This is a genomic window from Providencia sp. PROV061, from assembly GCF_011045655.1.
Lineage (GTDB): Bacteria > Pseudomonadota > Gammaproteobacteria > Enterobacterales > Enterobacteriaceae > Providencia > Providencia hangzhouensis.
In genome coordinates this window covers 835,917-855,745 of record NZ_CP042861.1, presented here as the reverse complement: position 1 = coordinate 855,745, position 19,829 = coordinate 835,917, and the positions used below count along the sequence as shown (strand labels likewise).

At 42.4% G+C, this 19,829-nt stretch carries 18 protein-coding genes; 7 read left to right on the top strand and 11 right to left on the bottom strand.

Going from position 1 to position 19,829, the window contains the following annotated elements; genetic code table 11:
- The first annotated feature begins 122 nt into the window (after window positions 1–122).
- Together dxs and caiF are read left to right on the top strand one after the other, a co-directional pair.
- On the top strand, window positions 123–1,988 hold the full coding sequence (gene dxs / locus FVA72_RS03765; RefSeq protein ID WP_110592397.1) for a 1-deoxy-D-xylulose-5-phosphate synthase: 1,866 nt from the start codon (window positions 123–125) through the stop codon (window positions 1,986–1,988).
- A gap of 593 nt (window positions 1,989–2,581) precedes the next feature.
- Complete coding sequence (gene caiF, locus FVA72_RS03760) at window positions 2,582–2,974, top strand: carnitine metabolism transcriptional regulator CaiF (protein WP_094961959.1); 393 nt, start codon at window positions 2,582–2,584, stop codon at window positions 2,972–2,974.
- Window positions 2,975–3,052: 78 nt separating this feature from the next.
- Here caiF and caiE read toward each other — a convergent pair whose 3' ends face one another.
- From caiE to caiT, 6 genes are all read right to left on the bottom strand, one after another.
- A complete protein-coding gene (gene caiE / locus FVA72_RS03755) occupies window positions 3,053–3,646 on the bottom strand; it encodes a carnitine operon protein CaiE (RefSeq protein ID WP_110592398.1) in 594 nt (197 codons plus the stop codon).
- A 22-nt stretch (window positions 3,647–3,668) separates the two neighbouring features.
- Window positions 3,669–4,454, bottom strand: coding sequence for a crotonobetainyl-CoA hydratase (gene caiD, locus FVA72_RS03750; RefSeq protein WP_004905487.1), 786 nt, complete (start codon window positions 4,452–4,454; stop codon window positions 3,669–3,671).
- An 88-nt stretch (window positions 4,455–4,542) separates the two neighbouring features.
- Window positions 4,543–6,102, bottom strand: coding sequence for a crotonobetaine/carnitine-CoA ligase (gene caiC / locus FVA72_RS03745; RefSeq protein ID WP_110592399.1), 1,560 nt, complete (start codon window positions 6,100–6,102; stop codon window positions 4,543–4,545).
- A 71-nt stretch (window positions 6,103–6,173) separates the two neighbouring features.
- Entirely contained in the window at window positions 6,174–7,394 is a 1,221-nt protein-coding gene (caiB, locus tag FVA72_RS03740; protein WP_110592400.1) for an L-carnitine CoA-transferase, read from the bottom strand.
- Between the two features lie 63 nt (window positions 7,395–7,457).
- Window positions 7,458–8,600 carry a crotonobetainyl-CoA dehydrogenase gene (gene caiA / locus FVA72_RS03735; protein WP_004905499.1) on the bottom strand — a complete coding sequence of 381 codons (1,143 nt, stop codon included), beginning with the start codon at window positions 8,598–8,600 and terminating at the stop codon, window positions 7,458–7,460.
- A 34-nt stretch (window positions 8,601–8,634) separates the two neighbouring features.
- Window positions 8,635–10,152 carry an L-carnitine/gamma-butyrobetaine antiporter gene (gene caiT, locus FVA72_RS03730; protein WP_004905502.1) on the bottom strand — a complete coding sequence of 506 codons (1,518 nt, stop codon included), beginning with the start codon at window positions 10,150–10,152 and terminating at the stop codon, window positions 8,635–8,637.
- A gap of 533 nt (window positions 10,153–10,685) precedes the next feature.
- Between caiT and fixA the strand changes: the two genes are divergently transcribed.
- The 5 genes from fixA to FVA72_RS03705 all read left to right on the top strand — a co-directional run bounded on the left by fixA (window position 10,686) and on the right by FVA72_RS03705 (window position 15,437).
- Window positions 10,686–11,456: a putative electron transfer flavoprotein FixA gene (gene fixA / locus FVA72_RS03725; protein ID WP_004905507.1), complete on the top strand. Its 771-nt coding sequence runs from the start codon at window positions 10,686–10,688 to the stop codon at window positions 11,454–11,456.
- 11 nt (window positions 11,457–11,467) lie between these two features.
- On the top strand, window positions 11,468–12,409 hold the full coding sequence (locus FVA72_RS03720) for an FAD-binding protein (RefSeq protein WP_110592402.1): 942 nt from the start codon (window positions 11,468–11,470) through the stop codon (window positions 12,407–12,409).
- Window positions 12,410–12,463: 54 nt separating this feature from the next.
- The gene (fixC, locus tag FVA72_RS03715; RefSeq protein WP_110592403.1) at window positions 12,464–13,750 is read left to right on the top strand and encodes an FAD-dependent oxidoreductase FixC; all 1,287 of its coding nucleotides are present in this window, start codon (window positions 12,464–12,466) and stop codon (window positions 13,748–13,750) included.
- On the top strand, window positions 13,747–14,034 hold the full coding sequence (gene fixX, locus FVA72_RS03710) for a ferredoxin-like protein FixX (RefSeq protein WP_096864512.1): 288 nt from the start codon (window positions 13,747–13,749) through the stop codon (window positions 14,032–14,034). Before fixC ends, fixX begins: the two co-directional genes overlap by 4 nt.
- A 77-nt stretch (window positions 14,035–14,111) precedes the next feature.
- The gene (locus FVA72_RS03705) at window positions 14,112–15,437 is read left to right on the top strand and encodes an MFS transporter (protein ID WP_004905520.1); all 1,326 of its coding nucleotides are present in this window, start codon (window positions 14,112–14,114) and stop codon (window positions 15,435–15,437) included.
- A 443-nt stretch (window positions 15,438–15,880) separates the two neighbouring features.
- On the opposite strand, the gene pgpA is transcribed toward FVA72_RS03705, so the two are convergent.
- From pgpA to ribD, 5 genes are all read right to left on the bottom strand, one after another.
- A complete protein-coding gene (gene pgpA / locus FVA72_RS03700; protein ID WP_004905523.1) occupies window positions 15,881–16,399 on the bottom strand; it encodes a phosphatidylglycerophosphatase A in 519 nt (172 codons plus the stop codon).
- A 1-nt stretch (window position 16,400) separates the two neighbouring features.
- Window positions 16,401–17,384: a thiamine-phosphate kinase gene (thiL, locus tag FVA72_RS03695; protein ID WP_004905525.1), complete on the bottom strand. Its 984-nt coding sequence runs from the start codon at window positions 17,382–17,384 to the stop codon at window positions 16,401–16,403.
- A 243-nt stretch (window positions 17,385–17,627) separates the two neighbouring features.
- Window positions 17,628–18,044, bottom strand: coding sequence for a transcription antitermination factor NusB (gene nusB, locus FVA72_RS03690; RefSeq protein WP_110592404.1), 417 nt, complete (start codon window positions 18,042–18,044; stop codon window positions 17,628–17,630).
- Between the two features lie 103 nt (window positions 18,045–18,147).
- Complete coding sequence (ribH, locus tag FVA72_RS03685; RefSeq protein ID WP_004905531.1) at window positions 18,148–18,621, bottom strand: 6,7-dimethyl-8-ribityllumazine synthase; 474 nt, start codon at window positions 18,619–18,621, stop codon at window positions 18,148–18,150.
- A gap of 90 nt (window positions 18,622–18,711) precedes the next feature.
- Window positions 18,712–19,827 carry a bifunctional diaminohydroxyphosphoribosylaminopyrimidine deaminase/5-amino-6-(5-phosphoribosylamino)uracil reductase RibD gene (gene ribD / locus FVA72_RS03680; protein WP_110592405.1) on the bottom strand — a complete coding sequence of 372 codons (1,116 nt, stop codon included), beginning with the start codon at window positions 19,825–19,827 and terminating at the stop codon, window positions 18,712–18,714.
- Window positions 19,828–19,829 lie beyond the last annotated feature (2 nt).

The window sequence follows — 19,829 nt, the reverse complement described above, 5'->3', positions numbered from 1 at the left end:
AGGCACGATAAACGAAGGCAACCCAACAGCACATAGAGGCTTTATGCCGCTAAATACTGAAAATAGTCATTTTGTTATGGCTAAGTAAGTTGGGTTTTTTATTAATTATAAGTGAGCAACTAATGAGTATTGATATCGCTAAATATCCAACGCTAGCCTTGGCAGAGACACCAGATGAGCTTCGTCTGTTGCCTAAAGAGAGTTTGCCCAAGCTTTGTGATGAACTCAGACAATTTTTACTGAGTAGCGTGGGTCGCTCTAGCGGTCACTTTGCTTCTGGTCTTGGCGCTGTTGAGCTCACCGTCGCACTACATTATGTCTATAAAACACCGTTTGATAACCTTGTGTGGGATGTCGGTCACCAAGCCTACCCACATAAAATATTAACGGGGCGCCGTGACCGTATTGATACCATTCGTCAAAAAAATGGTTTACATCCCTTTCCATGGCGTGAAGAAAGTGAATATGACATTTTAAGCGTTGGCCATTCCTCAACATCCATTAGTGCCGGTTTAGGCATGGCCATTGCCGCAGAAAAAGAAAAACAAAACCGTAAAACGGTTTGTGTGATTGGTGATGGCGCCATTACCGCAGGAATGGCATTTGAGGCGATGAATCATGCTGGCGATGCTGCACCTGACATGTTGGTTATCTTAAATGATAACGAAATGTCTATTTCAGAAAATGTTGGCGCACTAAACAACCACTTAGCTCACTTGCTTTCTGGAAAACTCTACACAACATTGCGTGAAGGTGGAAAAAAAGTTTTTTCTAACATGCCACCTATTAAAGAGTTACTGAAAAAGACAGAAGAACACATTAAAGGCATGGTCGTACCGGGGACCATGTTTGAAGAATTAGGTTTTAATTATATTGGCCCTGTTGACGGCCATGATGTTGTTGCCTTAGTTCAAACGTTAAAAAATATGCGTGATTTAAAAGGCCCGCAATTTTTACATATCATGACCAAAAAAGGCCGGGGTTATGAGCCAGCAGAAAAAGACCCTATTAGCTGGCATGCTGTTCCTAAATTTGACCCAAGTACCTTCACTTTACCTAAAAGCAAAGAGACGGGGCCAACATTCTCTAAAATCTTTGGGGATTGGCTGTGTGAAGAGGCCAAAGACGATAGCAAGCTGATGGCTATCACCCCTGCGATGCGTGAAGGGTCTGGTATGGTTCGGTTTTCTAAAGAATTCCCAGAGCAATACTTCGATGTCGCGATCGCGGAGCAACATGCTGTCACCTTTGCGGCAGGCCTCGCCATTGGTGGCTATAAGCCTATCGTTGCTATCTATTCCACTTTCTTGCAACGCGGTTATGACCAAGTCATTCATGATGTGGCTATCCAAAAGGTACCTGTCATGTTTGCAATTGACCGGGCAGGCATTGTTGGTGCTGATGGACAAACTCACCAAGGTTCATTTGATATTTCATTCCTGCGCTGTATACCAACCATGGTTATTATGGCTCCAAGTGATGAAAATGAGTGCCGCCAAATGCTGCATACTGGCTACCATTACCAAGATGGCCCATGTGCGGTTCGTTACCCTCGAGGTACAGGAACAGGCGCTGAATTACAGCCGTTATCGCCACTGCCTATTGGTAAAGGTATTGTTCGTCGCCAAGGCGAAAAAGTCGCTATCTTATGTTTTGGCACATTATTAAGCCACGCATTAGTTGCTGCTGAACAACTCAATGCAACTGTTGTAGATATGCGTTTTGTGAAGCCTTTAGACGAAGCTCTGGTCCTTGAAATGGCCAATACCCATAATGTACTTGTCACTCTCGAAGAAAATGCCATCATGGGTGGTGCTGGTAGCGGTGTGAATGAGTTCCTAATGCATGAGAAAAAAATCATTCCAACCTTAAACCTTGGTTTACCTGACTATTTTATTTCTCAGGGTACCCAAGAGGAACTTATTGCTGAACTGGGCTTAGATTCCACAGGTATTGTTAATTCTATTAATAACTACTTAGCCAAATAGTTTTTATCTTCAGGGCATTGCATTAACAATACAATGCCCTATTCAATCACAAAGCCAATCACTCTTATTCCTTTTCTTAATACGCTAAAAAAGTGTTTAGTTCCCTATTATTACTGACTCACTAATGTTCATTTAAAAAAATCACCTATGTCACATTTTTATTATATTTCAAGATCATTAAAATAAAATATAAAACCAAATATAATCAGTTTATCTACAACGATATTCAGCTATTTACCTGAAATAAGAATACAAACAAAGCTTTTATCTTGAATGTAAATTTTCACAATAAAGGCATGCAAATTATTTTAAAATCTATTAATATGAACTTTGTCACTGTATGACAGCGTAATTTAGTCTCTGAATTATATTCGTCACATATCATTATAAAATATTATTTTTTATATGTAAGAAATGATAATTTATTTTTATAACGAATATATTATTTTAACAATTTTAACCAGAAATTAATAAGTAATTATTTTGTTTTCTTAATTAACAAACCAGGAAACAAATAAACGCTATTCCAACTACAATTTTCATATGGTTTATTTTTATTTAGTCGATTTTAATAAATAGATTTGGGAGCGCTTATGTGTGGACAATATATTAATGAACCCTTGTATTTATCTATTGCAAACTGGGTAATGAAACAAGGCCGCTGGACTACAGCTAGAGAGATATCTAACAACTTTGATATCCCGCATCCTAATGCAGTCAATATTGTTTCTTATATTTTATCTGATGTTGCTGAAATTCAGTGTGAAGTAAAAATGATCCCAAATAAATTATCGGGACGAGGCTGCCAATGCCAGCGGCTTATTAAAGTTAAGAAAATTGATAACCAGCTTTATGCACGTTTAAGAAATCATCAAGCTGAAAAAGTCACTATCGATTCTCCTATAAAAGCAGCCTCTATGCCACCAAGTGAATTAAATCGAGAGCAAAAATGGCAATGGATGCTATCAAAAGCACAACGTCGTTAAACCTATTTCTTAGCTTCACATCAATAAAAAACGCAGACTTCACTATCTGCGTTTTTTATTTTACGGCCTTTTTGTGAATCATTGCCCCTTAGGTTTTACATCCGTTGTACCAAATAATTGGGGTCGATTAGCTTCAAGCTCTATTAGTGGCTGGGTTTCCTGTAAGTGTTGCTGATACCGGCACGCTAAGTCTTGATATTCCTTAGTATTTAACTGCTTCCAACGCAGTTCTTCATCAGTCACTAAGCGTAAAAAACGGGCTGGACTTCCGACTAACATCTGACGGTATTCTCCTTGAAACCCAGCTTTAACAAAACTCATCGCAGCAACAATGCTTTGTTCGCCGATGACAGCACCGTCCATGATCACACTATTCATACCGACTAAAGCATCACGACCAATAATACATCCGTGCAAAATAGCACCGTGACCTATGTGTCCGCACTCATGGACAATCGTTTCAACATCACTATAGCCATGCATAATGCAACAGTCCTGAATATTCGCACCTTTTTCTATGATCAAACGACCATAGTCCCCTCGCAAAGAGGCGTTAGGCCCGACAAACACTCCTTCACCGATAATCACATCACCAATCACTACCGCTGATGGATGTACATATGCGGTGGGATGAACAACTGGGATCACCCCTTCAAAAGCGTAAAAACTCAAGATTCACCTCACTGCTAGCGTACTAGCGCCCTTTCCAACTCGGTGAACGTTTTTCGGAAAACGCCAGCGGGCCTTCTGTTGCATCTTCTGAGTGTAAAACCGCAGGGTAGTTTTTCAGCACGCCGCTACGCATAAGTTTATACCCCTCTTCAACTGTAAGTTCACCTGTAGCGCGGAAAATTTCTTTCAGTGCAGCGACAGCAAGTGGCGCACTTTGGGTGATTTGTTCTGCAAGTTCACGGGCTTTATCCATCAGGATCTCAATAGGAACCACATCGTTAGCAATTCCCCAACGTAATGCTTCCTGCGCATCCATTCGTCTGCCGGTCATCACCATTTCATTCACGATTGGCGCAGGTAAAATTTTAGGTAAACGTAAAACACCACCGCTATCCGGAACAATCCCGAGTTGGGCTTCAGGTAATGCGAAACTGGCATTTTCAGAACAAATAATCATATCTGCCGCTAAAGCCAGTTCAAAACCACCGCCAAACGCATATCCATTCACCGCAGCAATAACAGGTTTGTTTAAATTAAAAATTTCAGTCAAACCGGCAAAGCCTCCTGGACCAAAATCAGCATCAGGTGCTTCACCTTCCGCCGCAGATTTTAAATCCCAACCCGCAGAGAAAAATCGCTCTCCTGCCCCGGTAATAATGGCGACACGCAGCGAAGGGTCATCGCGAAAATTAAGGAAAACTTCTCCCATTTTGAAACTAGTTTTTGCATCTATTGCATTTGCTTTAGGTCTATCGAGTATGATTTCTAAAATAGCGCCATTTCGAGTGATTTTTAATGATTCGCTCATAATATAATCCTTTCTTCGTCGTGCAGTGACGCTTCAGGTTGCGCATGTGCAGCCCGAAAATGTATGCAAAATTAATCAAGTTTGTCGATTATTGCAGATATTTTTTCAATACTTTTCCAGAACAGTTACGCGGTAAATCTTTACGTACCTCAACACACGTTGGTACCTTAAATTTCGCCATTTGTTTTTCACAAAAAGCAAAAAATTCTTCCTGAGTTAAGGTTTCCCCTTCTTCAAGCACAATAAAGGCTTTAATCGCTTCATCTCGGATATCATCCACAATACCAATCACCGCAACATCGACTATGGCAGGATGTGAGGCGATAATATTTTCGATTTCACTGCAAGAGACATTTTCTCCACCGCGTTTGATCATATTGCTGCTTCTATCGACAAAATAGAAAAAGCCGTCTTTGTCTTGGTAAGCAAAGTCACCCGTATGCATCCATCCCGCTTCGTCAAAGGTTTTTGCTGTCGCTTCAGGGCTGTTGTAATACTCTTTAAAGAGGGTTTTACCACGTTCACCTTTTACACAAAGCTCACCAATAACCCCTGTTCCGACAGGTTGGTTATTTCTATCCCGAATTTGAGCTTGATAACAAAAACCAGGGCGGCCAATGGATGGCCAACGACGCATATCGCCAGGCCTATCACCAATCAAACCAACTATCGTCTCCGTCATACCATACGAAGTTAAAAACCGCTTCACCCCAAAACGGGCCATAAACTGGTCGCGTTCTTCTTCACTTAAATTGAGGTAAAACATGGCTTCTCGTAAACAATGATCTTTTTCGTTATCCGCCAGCGGCTGGCTTAATAATGTGCGGATCATCATTGGGATAAGTTCGACGACAGTCGCTTTGTATTTCACCACTTGTTGCCAAAAACGGCGTGCGCTGTATTTCTCTAATAAAACAAACGTAGCACCAGCAGAAAATGCAGCCATAGAAGCCGTACATTGGCAATCAATATGAAAAGCAGGCATGACCGTTAAATAAATATCATCGGAGCGCAAGCTGTTTTGCCAAGAAGAGTAATAACCCGCAAAGCGGAGGTTATAGTGAGTAATAATCACCCCTTTAGGTTTCGAGGTGGTCCCAGAAGTAAATAAAATTTCGGCCGTATCCTCGACATGCAATTCAACCACCTGAGTCAACTGAGTATGTTGTTGTGACTGCTCAAGCCAAAAGTCAGAAATATGCTCTACGGGTTCAATTTGCGTTTCTGTAATCAAAAAAATATGTTCTAAGCTGGTCGCTTCATCAGCGAATACTTGTTGATAAATATCTAAGAAAGAGGAGCAAGTTACCACCATTTTGGGTTGGCAGTTCTGCATGATCCAGGCACTTTCACTGTATTTATAACGCGCATTAATTGGGACCATAATCGCCCCAATTTTAGCCAAGCCAAACCAGCAAAAGAAAAATTCAGGGCAATTATCTAAATGTAAAGCCACTTTATCGCCTTTTTGAATGCCATAAGCTAAAAAGAGATTGGCGGTGCGATTAATTTGCTGGTTCATTTCTAAGTAACTGAACTCGCTAACCTTTCCATCGCAGGATTCAAAGATAAGCGCCTGACTGTTACCGTGGGTGACTGCTAAGTCATCCCACATTTGACGCAAATTTTGTTTACCGATTACATCCATTAATTGTTACCCATCATTTCCCTGATGAATACTCAGCTCAATAGTCATCATTGCCCTGAGTACCCATTCAATTAATCAACTATTTTGGCTAGCCCTTTATTGACTAACCCCCGAATATCAGTTTCGCTGTATCCAATATTTTTTAAGATATCTGTCGTGTCCATACCGTGTGATGGCATGCCTCGCCAGATTTGTCCGGGGTTATTTTTGAATTTAGGCATGACATTAGGACCACGGCAGGTTTTTCCTTCCATTGTTTGCCAACTGGTAATAGATTCGCGTGCAATGTATTGAGGATTGGTTTCTAGCTCAGGAATCGTAAGGACTTTGGCGCTAGCAATATTCAATTCCGCGAGTCTTGCTAGCACTTCATCAATCAAACGTGAACCTAGCCATTCATCGAGTTTTTCTTCCACTAAAGGCCCATAAGGGCATTCCACACGGTGAATTAGCTGTGTGCCTTCCGGTATTTCTGGTGTACCTAACAGATGCGCTAACCCAATATCTTTGAAAATTTCCTGAATTTGCGTGATGCCGACAATTTCCATCACGATATAACCATCTTTACAGCTATAGAGACCACAACCTGCGTAATAGGGGTCTTTCCCTTTTGTCATACGTGGACAGATTTCGCCGCCATTAAAGTAGTCCATCATGAAGTATTGCCCCATACGCAACATCACTTCATACATGGCAACGTCAATGCTTTCACCTTTTCCGGTTTCACGTGCTTTATACAGTGCCGCCAGTGCCGCCGTTGTGGCAGTCATGCCAGAAAAATAATCTGCGGTATACGGGAAAGCAGGCATTGGCTGGTCTTTATCACCGTTTTGAATCAGATAGCCACTGAAAGCTTGAGCAATAGTGTTATAAGCTGCGAGGTTGGTATATTGCGGGTCACCGTACTGCCCGAAACCGGATAAGTGTGCAATGACCAGTTTAGGGTTATGTTCCCAAAGTACTTCATCCGTGATACCACGGCGAGCAAATGCGGGGCCTTTACTCGCTTCAATGAATATATCCGTGGTTTCCATCAGTTTTAAAAATGCGTCACGCCCTTCATCCTTGAAAATATTCAATGATAATGCACGTAAATTACGTCGTGACAGCTGAGGGTAGTTGGGTTGAACGCGAATAGTGTCTGCCCAAGCGACATTTTCTATCCAGATCACTTCAGCACCCCATTCTGCAAACATTTGCCCCGCGAATGGGCCAGCAATTTCAATTCCTGAAAATACCACTCTAACCCCAGCTAGAGGGCCAAATTCTGGCATAGGTAGATGCTCTGCCATGTTGTTATCTCCTGTGAAGCAGGGTTGGCCCTCTCGTGAAAGCCATCCCATTACGTTCAGTTATTAGCGGTATTGTTTTAGTACGCTACGGCCTAATGTCAGTATTTGCATTTCATCTGAACCGCCTGATACGCGATCCACACGCAGATCACGCCAGAAACGGGCGATCCGGTGCTCACCTGCAATTCCTACACCACCGAGTACTTGCATCGCAGAGTCCACGACTTCAAATGCCGCATTTGCACAGAAGTATTTACACATTGCTGCATCTCCAGAGGTGATCAATCCGTTGTCACTCTTCCATGCAGTTTCATATAACATGTTGCGCATTGAATTGAGCTTGATCGCCATATGTGCAAATTTTTCTTGAATTAACTGAAAACGGCCAATGGCTTCACCAAATTGAACACGCTGGTTAGCATAACGAGCCGCATCTTCGAACGCGCACATCGCAGTACCATAGTTAGTTAAGGCCACTAAGAAACGTTCATGGTCGAACTCTTCTTTTACACGGTTAAAACCATTACCTTCGCGGCCAAACATGTCCTTTTCATCAAGTTCGACATTATCAAAAGTGATTTCACAACAGCTATCCATGCGTAAACCCAGTTTTTCAAGTTTGTTCACCTTGATACCTGGTTTGCTCATATCTAAGAACCATTCGGTGAAAACAGGTTTGTCTGGTGAATCCGCATCACGGCTCATCACCACAATGTATGGGGTGTAAGCACTACTGGTGATAAAACATTTACTACCGTTCAAATACACTTTGCCATTACGGCGTTGGTAAGTGGTTTGTAGGCTACCTACGTCAGAGCCAGCCCCCGGTTCAGTGATCGCCGAGTTCCACATTTGTTTACCCGTACCGCGGAACGCCATGATTTTATCAATCTGCTCTTGAGTTCCTTCTCTTAGCACTGTATTAAAACCGCCCGGTAGTTGGTACAGCACATAGGTTGGTGCTCCCAGGCGACCCAGCTCCATCCATACCGCAGCAACGGTGATAAACCCTGCATCTAAGCCGCCATGTTCTTCTGGGATCAGCAGGTTATCGATTTCCATATCCGCTAACGCTTTTACAAAGCGTTCAGGATACTTACTGTCGCGGTCACATTCAGCGAAATAGCTTTCCCAGTTTTCACTGGCCATCAGTTCACGGATCCCTGCGACAAACAGCTCCTGCTCATCATTCAATCTAAAATCCATATCAATAACCTCTTAAATGTTGTTTCTGAGTAAATTAGTCATTTTTCCAATGCACTTTGGCATCTTTAATAAAGGAGAGCGTTACCATGATGTTGACGAAAAAAAGTGGGCATCCTCCGGCAATTATCGCTGTTTGAATGGGTTTTAATCCGCCTAACGCCAGCAAAACAATGCCGATAACACCGACTAAGACAGACCAACCGATGCGCACTAACAATGGCGGCTCATCACCATCTTTCACTGCGCGACAAGTCGACATAGCGAGGGTGTAGGAACAGGCATTAATGAGTGTCACAGTGGCGATAAAGCAGAGGATGAAGAAGCCCCAAATTGTTACAGTGCTCAAAGGTAAGGCAGCCCATGTTTCAATGATGGCGCGCGCAACGCCGAATTCTTCAATTAGTTTGGGAACATTAATAATATTTTGGTCAACAAGTTGGAGTGTGTTACTCCCTAAAATAGTCCAAATTAACGTTGTTCCCGCCGTTAAGCCTGCCACCATCCCGATACACAACTCACGGACGGTACGGCCTTTAGAAATACGTGCGAGGAAGATACACATTTGAATGGCATAGATAACCCACCATGCCCAGTAAAACACTGTCCAGCCTTGTGGGAAGCCACTTTTACCTACCGCATCGGTATAAAACAGCATGCGAGGCATATACATCATTAGGACACCGATAGAATCAGTGAAATAGTTCACAATGAAGCTAGCGCCACCAACAATAAATACCCATCCCAACATCAAGAAACTCAGGTAGCTACGGACGTCACTCGCAATTTTCACCCCTTTTTGCAGGCCGAAAGCCACACAAATTGCATTTAGGATGATCCAACAGAAAATGATGATGGCATCAAGTTGTAAGGTATGAGGAATACCAAATAAATATTGAATACATTCAGTAACTAACGGTGTTGCTAATCCTAGACTAGTTCCCATTGCTAATATCAACGCAACGAGATAGAAGTTATCAACAAGCGTACCAAACCACCCGTTTACCCGTTTTTCCCCTACCAGAGGAACTAGCGTACTACTTGGACGAATAACATCCATTTTGCGAACAAAGAAGAAATAACCGAATGCGACAGATAAGAAGCTATAGGTCGCCCATGGGAGTGGTCCCCAGTGAAACAGGCTGTATGCAAGCCCAATATTTTTAGCCTCATTTGAATAAGGTTCAAAGCCAAAAGGCGGTGCAGAAACGTAATAATAGATTTCAATCGACCCCCAAAACAGCACAGCGGCTGAAGTACAAGATGCGAACATCATAAAAATCCAGCTTGCTCGGCTAAATTCAGGCTTCTCTTCCCCTAGACGTTTTTTAGCGTATGGTCCTAAAATCAACCAAAACCAGCCACCAAACATCACGACCATATACCACTCAAATGCCCAGCCCCACACATTGGTGACATAGCTGAAAACTTGGTTGATAACTTCATTTGAAGCATCAAGGTCACGGACAGTTAACCAACACAATAGTCCAACAATGATCAACGGCGGAAAAAAAACCTTAGGTTCTATTCCACCTTTTTTATTTTCTTTGCTCATAGTTCGATCCCAATTTATTATTTAATACATAAGTTTTAAAATAGATATTATTCTCAATACCTAATACATAACCTCATACTTACATTTATTTAAAACTTATATTTATTATTAAATCCCGACAAACCTAATTAAGTATTAATTCAAATTCTATCTAAATCATGTCTAGTCCCCATTAACAATTCTGTTATTAAGGTCACAATATTATTCGTGATAAATAATTGTTATTGTTTTTTCTATTTGAAATGACTCTAAATACCAATAAATACATAGAGATAAAATATTGTGTAACGTTAATGTTATTAAATACCTTCAGTATTGGTGATTCAGGTAGCAATATTGAACATTTCATTGATAACTAGGTGATTTTTATAATATTGGTGAGTAGGGTATCAGTATGAGTAATTAAACTCCCTTTAATTTAAGGTTTTCAATATTGGTGACTTAGGTTTTATTTTTAAATATCCAGATCATGATAATTATATAATCCGAAACCGAAACGGATCATATTTATTAATATTATTTTAGGAGATGTAATGAATATTATTACATGCTATAAATCTGTTCCTGATGAACAAGATATTATTGTAAATAGCTCAGATGGTTCTTTAGATTTTTCACGTGCCGATACCAAAATCAGTCAATATGATTTAAATGCAATTGAAACTGCCAACCAAATAAAAGCGCAGCAAGCAGACAGCAAAGTAATTGCGTTAAGTATTGGTGGTAAAGCACTAACTAATATGAAAGCGCGTAAAGATGTGCTATCACGTGGCCCAGATGAGCTGGTTGTTGTTATTGATGACCAACTTGAGCATGCACTGCCCCATCAAACTGCGATTACCCTTGGTGCCGCGGCACAGAAAGTGGGCTTTGATTTAATTATTTGCGGTGATGGTTCCGCAGATCTCAATGCACAACAAGTGAGTATTTTATTAGGTGAAACCCTGCAAGTTCCTGCCATTAATGGTGTGAAAAACATTGTTTCTATCACAGCCGATACGGTGATTGTAGAGCGTGAACTGGAAGACGAAATTGAAACGTTATCCCTTCCATTACCAGCCATTATCGCTGTTACCTCCGATATTAACGTTCCCGTTATTCCATCCATGAAAGCCATCTTAGGTGCTGCTAAAAAACCCGTCCAAGCTTGGACGATGGCAGATATTGGCTTAGATAACGTTGCCGCATTATCGTCTCAATCTATCGCCGCACCAAAACAGAAAGTTCGCCAGCGAATCATTATTGAAGGTGATGGAGATGATCAAATTGCGCAATTTGCAGAACATTTAAGAAAAATCATTTAATCGGAGGAGTTATGAGCAAATTATCAACCGTTTGGGTATTTAGTGACATGACTTCCCGTTTGCCTGAACTTATCGGCGGTGCTCTCACCCTTGGTGAGCAAGTCAATGTTTTCGCCCTAGATGAAGCGCAAAGCTCACAAGCTTTTCAACTTGGTGCGACCCAAGTTTTTCAATTAGCAGGTAAACCCGACGACCGTATTATTGAAGATTATGCAGACACTATCGTTTCAACCATCAAACAGCATGGTGATAAAGGTTTATTACTGTTACCGAATACCCGTAGAGGTAAATTACTAGCAGCACGCTTAGGGGCTAGACTACAAGCAGTCGTCTCTAACGATGCAACAGCAGTTACAATCGAATCTGGAAAACCTGCAATTAAACATATGGTTTACGGTGGTCTCGCCTTCGGTCAAGAGACTCTAGATAGCGCATTTTCAATTGCAACACTTACCTCTGGTACATTTGAAGCAGCCCCAAGTGATGCATCACGTAACGGCACGGCTCAAGCTACACAATGGGTCGAACCAAAACAATCTATTGTACGTACCTCGATTCAGAAAAAAGCAGGTAGCTCAGTTGAATTAGATAAAGCACGCTTAGTTGTCAGTGTAGGACGGGGTATTGGTAGTCAAGAAAACATCACTATTGCTAAAACGCTTGCCGACACAATAGGTGCTGAAATCGCTTGTTCCCGCCCAGTCGCAGAAAATGAAAAATGGATGGAACATGAGCGCTATGTGGGTATTTCCAACTTAATGCTCAAACCAGAGCTTTACCTCGCTGTCGGCATTTCAGGGCAAATTCAACATATGGTCGGTGCGAATGGCGCACAAACTATCGTCGCTATCAACAAAGATAAAAATGCCCCTATTTTCCAATTTGCTGACTACGGGATAGTAGGCGATCTGTTCAAAATCTTACCTGCTTTAACGCAACAACTGGCGAAATAAACTCAATAACAGTGAGGCATTTTCCTCACTGTTTTAGTGACCTTTGGAGAAACTATGTCCGATGATATTTTTGATGCAATCATTGTAGGTGCAGGCCTAGCCGGCTCTGTGGCTGCATTGGTGCTTGCCCGTGAAGGTGCGCAAGTTCTCCTAATCGAAAGAGGAAACTACGCGGGCGGTAAAAACGTAACAGGTGGGCGAATGTATGCCCATAGCTTAGAGCGAATTATTCCTGGCTTTACCCAAGAAGCGCCTATTGAGCGCATGATCACACGCGAAAAATTGTCATTTATGACCGAAACCGGTGCTGTCACTGTTGACTTCCAAAATGGTGCAGCACAAAGCCCAGATGAAACCTCTTGGTCTGTACTTAGGGGAAAACTGGACCCGTGGTTGGTTGAACAAGCCGAAAATGCAGGCGCGCAGTGTATTACAGGGATTCGAGTTGATAAGTTAGTTGAACGCGATGGCAAGGTCGTCGGTGTGGAGGCTGATGGTGATGTACTTGAAGCTAAAGTGGTCATTTTAGCAGATGGTGTCAATTCACTATTGGCAGAACAACTTGGTATGACAAAACGCGTCAATGCAGAACATGTTGCCGTTGGGGTTAAAGAATTAATTGAACTACCAAAAGATGTGTTGTGCAACCGCTTTAATTTAAATGAGAACGAGGGCGTTGCTTGGCTATTTGCAGGCTCACCGACCGATGGCTTGATGGGCGGAGGCTTCCTTTATACCAATGAAGATACTATTTCTTTAGGTTTAGTCTGTGGCTTACACCACATCAAAGACGCTAAGAAATCTGTTCCGCAAATGCTTGAAGACTTTAAACAGCACCCCGCCGTTGCACCGTTGATTGAAGGCGGAAAAATGGTCGAATATGCCGCTCACGTTGTTCCTGAAGCAGGTTTAAAAATGCAGTCAGAATTAGTACGTGATGGGGTATTAATTGCTGGTGATGCGGCTGGTATGTGTATGAATTTAGGTTTTACTATTCGTGGTATGGACTTAGCTGTTGCCTCCGGTGAAGCGGCAGCAAAAGCCGTACTTAGCGCAATGAAAACCGACGATTTCAGCAAACAAAATTTAAATCAATACCTCACACTGCTCAACGAAGGCCCACTGCGGGACATGAAAATGTACCAAAAAATGCCTGAGTTTTTGGATAACCCTCGCATGTTTTCTGCTTACCCAGAAATGGCAGTTGGTATTGCCAAAAAACTCTTCACTATCTCAGATGAAGCGCCTGTGCCTTTACGTAAGACCATGTTACAACACGCGAAGAAAGTGGGCTTTATGAATTTGCTCAAAGATGGAATTAAAGGAGTCAGAGCAATATGAGTAATCCAGTCAACGTTGATGTCAAACTCGGCATTAATAAATTTAATGTCGATGAAGAAAACCCGCATATTGTGATAAAAGAGCATCCAGATATGAATGTGCTCGAAACATTAACTAAAGCTTGCCCAGCGGGATTATATAAAAAACAAGAGGACGGCTCAGTACGTTTCGATTATGCCGGTTGTCTTGAATGTGGAACCTGCCGCATTCTTGGCTTAGATAGTGCATTAGAAAAATGGGAATACCCACGCGGCACTTTCGGTATTGAATTTCGTTACGGCTGATTTATTTAGCATAACTCTCGGAGCTAATAACTTCGAGAGTTTTCAAGCGGTTATTTACGCTGACACTGGGATGCATAATGAAACCAAAAAGTTTTGATGATATCCAATTTTCCTCCGTTCATCGGCGGATTATGCTTTGGGGCAGTGGAGGGCCTTTTCTGGATGGTTATGTATTAGTCCTGATCGGCGTTGCCTTAGAACAACTCACACCCGTATTAAGCTTAAGTAGTGAATGGATTGGCTTATTAGGCGCTGCAACATTAGCGGGCCTATTCATCGGTACTTCTCTATTCGGCTATATTTGCGACCAAGTCGGTCGTCGTAAAATGTTTTTAATTGATATTGTTGCCATTGGTGCTATTTCAGTGGCGACCATGTTTGTCTCAACACCGATGGAGCTGCTTATCATGCGGTTCTTAATCGGGATAGTAATAGGTGCGGACTACCCAATTGCAACGTCAATGATCACTGAGTTTTCCAATACCAAACAGCGCGCATTTGCTGTCGGGTTTATTGCGGCAATGTGGTATGTGGGTGCAACCTGTGCCAATCTCGTCGGTTATATGTTGTATGACGTGGAAGATGGCTGGCGCTGGATGCTTGGTAGCTCAGTGATCCCTTGTATTATCATTTTGATTGGTCGTTTTGATTTACCTGAATCACCTCTTTGGCTGATCCGCAAAGGGCGCGTTAAAGAATGCGAAAAAATGATGGAAAAGCTGTTTGGTCAGCCTGTGGTATTCGAAGCCGAAGAACAACAAAAAACACATTTCATCCAATTATTCACTAAGCGCCATTTTTCTTTTGTTCTATTCACTGCCATTATTTGGACCTGCCAAGTGATCCCGATGTTTGCAATTTACACCTTTGGCCCACAAATTGTTGGTCAGCTCGGGTGGGATCAAGGAAAAAATGCTGCACTGGGTAACGTGGTTATCAGCTTATTCTTTATGTTAGGCTGCTTACCCGCGATGTATTGGTTAAATAAAATGGGCCGGCGACCACTATTGATTGGTAGCTTTGCGATTATGACCCTTGCTCTTGCCATACTTGGTTTATTCTCAAACCTCGGTATTTGCCTTGTAATTATTATGTTTGGTATTTACGCATTCTTTTCAGGCGGCCCGGGTATTTTACAATGGCTTTACCCTAACGAACTGTTTCCAACAGATATTCGCGCATCCGCCGTTGGGGTGATTATGTCAATCAGCCGTATTGGAACCATTTTTTCAACGTGGGCATTACCGCTGTTTATCACTAAATATGGGGTCAGTTCGGTGGTGTTAATGGGGGCAGGTGTTTCTTTGCTCGGGCTAATTGTTTCGATTCTATTTGCACCAGAAACCAAAGGTTTAACCTTAGCACAAACCTCAGTGATGGGTATTCGGCGCAAAAAGAAGTAAAAGAAGTCACCACGATATGCAATCACATCAAATATACACGTATTTATACGCTAAATGGTTCAGATTGTAGGTAGGCGGCAAGCGAATAAGACCCTAGGAGCATAAACAAGTATGTGACTAGAGCGAATAAGCGAAGCCCCCCTATAATTTGAAATATGACACGTATTTATACGCTAAATAGTTCAGATTGTAGGTAGGCGGCAAGCGAATAAGACCCTAGGAGCATACACAAGTATGTGACTAGGGCGAATAAGCGAAGCCAACACCCCTACAATTTGAAATATGACGCGTATTTAGTTTGAAATACGATAAATACCAATACGCTAAATAGTTTGGGTTGTGGCTAGGCGGCAATCGAGGTTATCCCGATGAGCATACACAAGTATGTGATTCGGGTAACCGAACGCAGCCAACAACGCCACAGCGCAAAATATGACGCGTATTTAGTTGGTTGAGAATGGCATAATGTCATACCAAACCAACAACCAAATAGTGACATAAGAAAAAATCGCCGCAATGATATCGTCAATCATAATACCAAAACCGCCGCTGACTTTTCGGTCAAAAAACCGTATTGGCCATGGCTTCCACATGTCGTAAATACGGAAAATAAAGAAGGCGGTAATGACCCACTCATAATCAACAACTGGGATCGCCATTAGCGTAATCCACATCCCAATAAATTCATCCCAAACAATACTGCCATGGTCATGAATTTTCATGTCGTCGGAAGTGCGTTGGCAAATTAGGCAACCAATCCAAAAACCCACGATAATGAGTACCCACACACTCCAAATTGGCATGTTTGCCATTAATAACCAGAAAGGTATCGCAGCAAGAGAGCCCATTGTGCCAGGCACAATAGGCGAAAGGCCACTCCCAAATCCTGTGGCCAATAAGTGCCAAGGGTTACGCATATTCAGCCGTTTTTTTGCTTCTGCTTTTTCTTGGCGACTTGCCATTCTATGCACCTTCCGAAACAAAATGATCGAAACCTTTTAGGTTTACATCAACTTCTTGGTTATTGCAAAAGTAGCTAATTCCTTCAGACTGCGGCTTAATTTGCCCGATACACGTAAAGCCTGACCCCGTATGCGCTAATGCCATCTCTAACGCTCCACGATTAATTTCAGGAACAGTAAAACAGAGTTCGTAATCTTCACCACCACTCAAAGACCATAAACGCCCTTGCTCAATACTACAACTTTGTTTCAACGCTTCTGATTGAGGCAATGCATCTAAATTAATCCGTGCACCACAACCACTCGCTTTCAAGATATGGTTAAGATCGGAAACTAAACCATCCGAAATATCAATTGCAGAAGAAGCCAGGTTTCTCAACGCTTGGCCTTGTAAAATCCGTGGCTGCGGACGTAAATGGCGCGCAATTAGCCATTCTTGATGCTCTACATTTTCAACATTCAGTTTGTCTTGCAAAATAGCTAAGCCTGCCGCGCTATCACCGAGAGTACCAGTGACATAAATCCAATCGCCATTACGCGCTCCTGCGCGAGACATCGCCTTACCATTTGGTACTAAACCATGAACCGTATACGTTAAACTCATTGGCCCACGAGTTGTGTCACCACCAATCAATTGCATTCCATAATAATTAAGCTGTTCAAACAAGCTATCACTGAAAGATTGCAACCAATCGCAATCAACACAAGGCAATGTAATGGCTAAGGAAACCCATGCAGGGTCTGCGCCCATCGCTGCAAGGTCACTTAAATTAGATGCTAATGATTTATAAGCAAGATCAGCCGGTGAAATGGTAGGTAGGAAATGGATACCAGAAACGAGAGTGTCAGTACTTACTGCAAGTTGCTGTTTTTCTGGAATGGTCATCAACGCACAATCATCGCCAATACCGATATTAACATCACGTCGGTTAGTGGTTTGACGGTTAAAATAACGCGCGATGAGGTCAAATTCGCCATATGACATGGTAGATTTTCCGTTTTCGCTATATCTATTTTCGTTTGAGACGAAGCAAATAATTTACACCCTAATAATTCAATAATAGGTAAATAGCACACAATTGCTAACCTAAACAGCGTATCTAATTGGCTACAATTATTCTTCGCTCACCTGTCATTGAAATATCGCGAGCATATAAACACAAAGGTAGACTGGAACCCAGCCTACCTATTTATTACCGTAGTGCTACAGGAGGGAACCCTGATATTATTATTTTTTACGACGAACTGCAGGTGCCGCTTTGTCTAATACACCGTTAACAAATTTATGGCTATCTTCTGCGCCAAAAACTTTCGCTAATTCAATACCTTCGTTGATTGCAACTTTATAAGGTACGTCTTCACGGAAACTTAATTCAAACATAGAGACACGTAAAATCGCTTTTTCTACCTGCCCTAACTCTTCTAGCTGACGAGATAAATAAGGCGCCATCAGTTGATCAAGTCTTGTCGCGTTGGTCGCAACACCTGATAACAGTTCACGAAAATAGTTTACGTCAACGTCTGACATGTCCTGTTCAGCAATAAACTCATATTCCACTTCAGCAATTGGATTGCCAGATAATTGCCATGAATAAATGGCCTGTACAGCACACTCACGAGCGCGGCGACGAGCAGCAGGTTTCACAAGATTCCCCTTAAATTTAAAAACTGTACACAAAAAACACTTGTTGCATTGCGTTATCTACACCATTGTGGCGAAAAAACGGCAACAAAGAGCTAATTGTGTATTATTTGCCTTTGATGGCCTTAATTACATTAATCATTTCAAGTGCTGTCAGTGCAGCTTCAGCACCTTTATTACCTGCTTTAGTACCCGCACGTTCAATGGCTTGTTCGATATTTTCAGTGGTTAACACACCAAAAGTCACTGGCACTTCACTGTTCATCGCGACATGAGATAGGCCGGAACTACATTCACCTGCAACATATTCAAAGTGAGCTGTACCACCACGAATAACGGTACCTAATGCAATTACTGCATCATATTTATTAGTTTCAACTAATGCTTTTGTGGTCAACGGTAGCTCATAAGCGCCTGGAACCCACACAATTGTGATGTTGTCATTTGAAACCTGACCAATGCGCTCTAACGCATCAACAGCACCTTCCAGCAGACTATCATTAATAAAGTTGTTAAAACGAGCGATAGCGATAGCAACACGCGCTTGTGGAGCAGCAACAACACCTTTAATTACGTTCATAGCCTTCCTCTAATATTAATTATAACCCGCGGGGCGCGGATTTTATCACATTCTTTCGTGTATCGTACGTATGATTTTCAAAAAAACCACTTACCATACGGGACGAAGCCTGACGCGTAGGTCTGGCCCGACTTGCTTCACTTCTGTAAATTCAAATTTTGGCGCATCAATAAGGGCATTAAGCGGTGGGAAGTCCACCAGACCTCGAGCGCTATTTCCTAATAATTTAGGCGCAATATAGACAATCAGCTCATCCACTAAACCTAACTTAAGCAATGAGCCTGCAAGTTTTGCCCCTGCTTCAACCCAAATGCTATTCACATTACGTTTAGCCAATTGCATCATCAAAATAACGAGATCGGTGCCGTTTTCATCAGCAGGAACAGCGAGTTGCTCAACTTGCCCTTGCCATACTGCATTTTCATCTGGGTTTGAACGCACTAACCAGCATTCACCATCTAATTGAGTGACTTTATGACCAGAAGTTACACGATTGTGGTTATCCAACACAATACGAATGGGCTGGCGCACTTGGTTTTCTGGATAAACTTGTTGGATGTCTGATGGGAGCTCGTTCCAACGTACCGTTAAAGAAGGGTCATCAGCAACAACCGTGCTGCTCGTACTTAAGATAGCGCTAGCCTCGGCTCGAAGAGCTTGTACATCTTTGCGAGCTGCCGAGCTGGTAATCCATTTACTTTCCCCTGATTCAAGGGCGGTTTTGCCATCGAGTGAAGCGGCAAGTTTCAACTGGATATAAGGAAACCCGGTACGCATACGTTTTAAAAAGCCGCGGTTTGCCGCTTCAGCATCATCTAGTAAAACATTACTGTGCGTTTCAATCCCTGCTTGCGACAACATATACAGGCCACGGCCCGCAACTTGAGGGTTTGGGTCTTGCATGGCAGCAACAACGCGGCTTACACCCGCTTTGATCAGCGCCTCTGCACAAGGTGGGGTACGACCGTGATGACTGCAAGGCTCAAGGGTGACATAAGCCGTTGCCCCTTGCGCTTTATCTCCTGCCATCCTTAGTGCATGGACTTCTGCGTGGGGTTCCCCCGCTTTTTGATGATACCCTTCACCGACAATAGTACCATCACGCACAATCACACACCCGACATTTGGATTAGGTGATGTGGTAAAACGCCCTTTTCGTGCCAACTCAAAAGCACGAGCCATATACATGTTGTCTTGTTCAATCATTG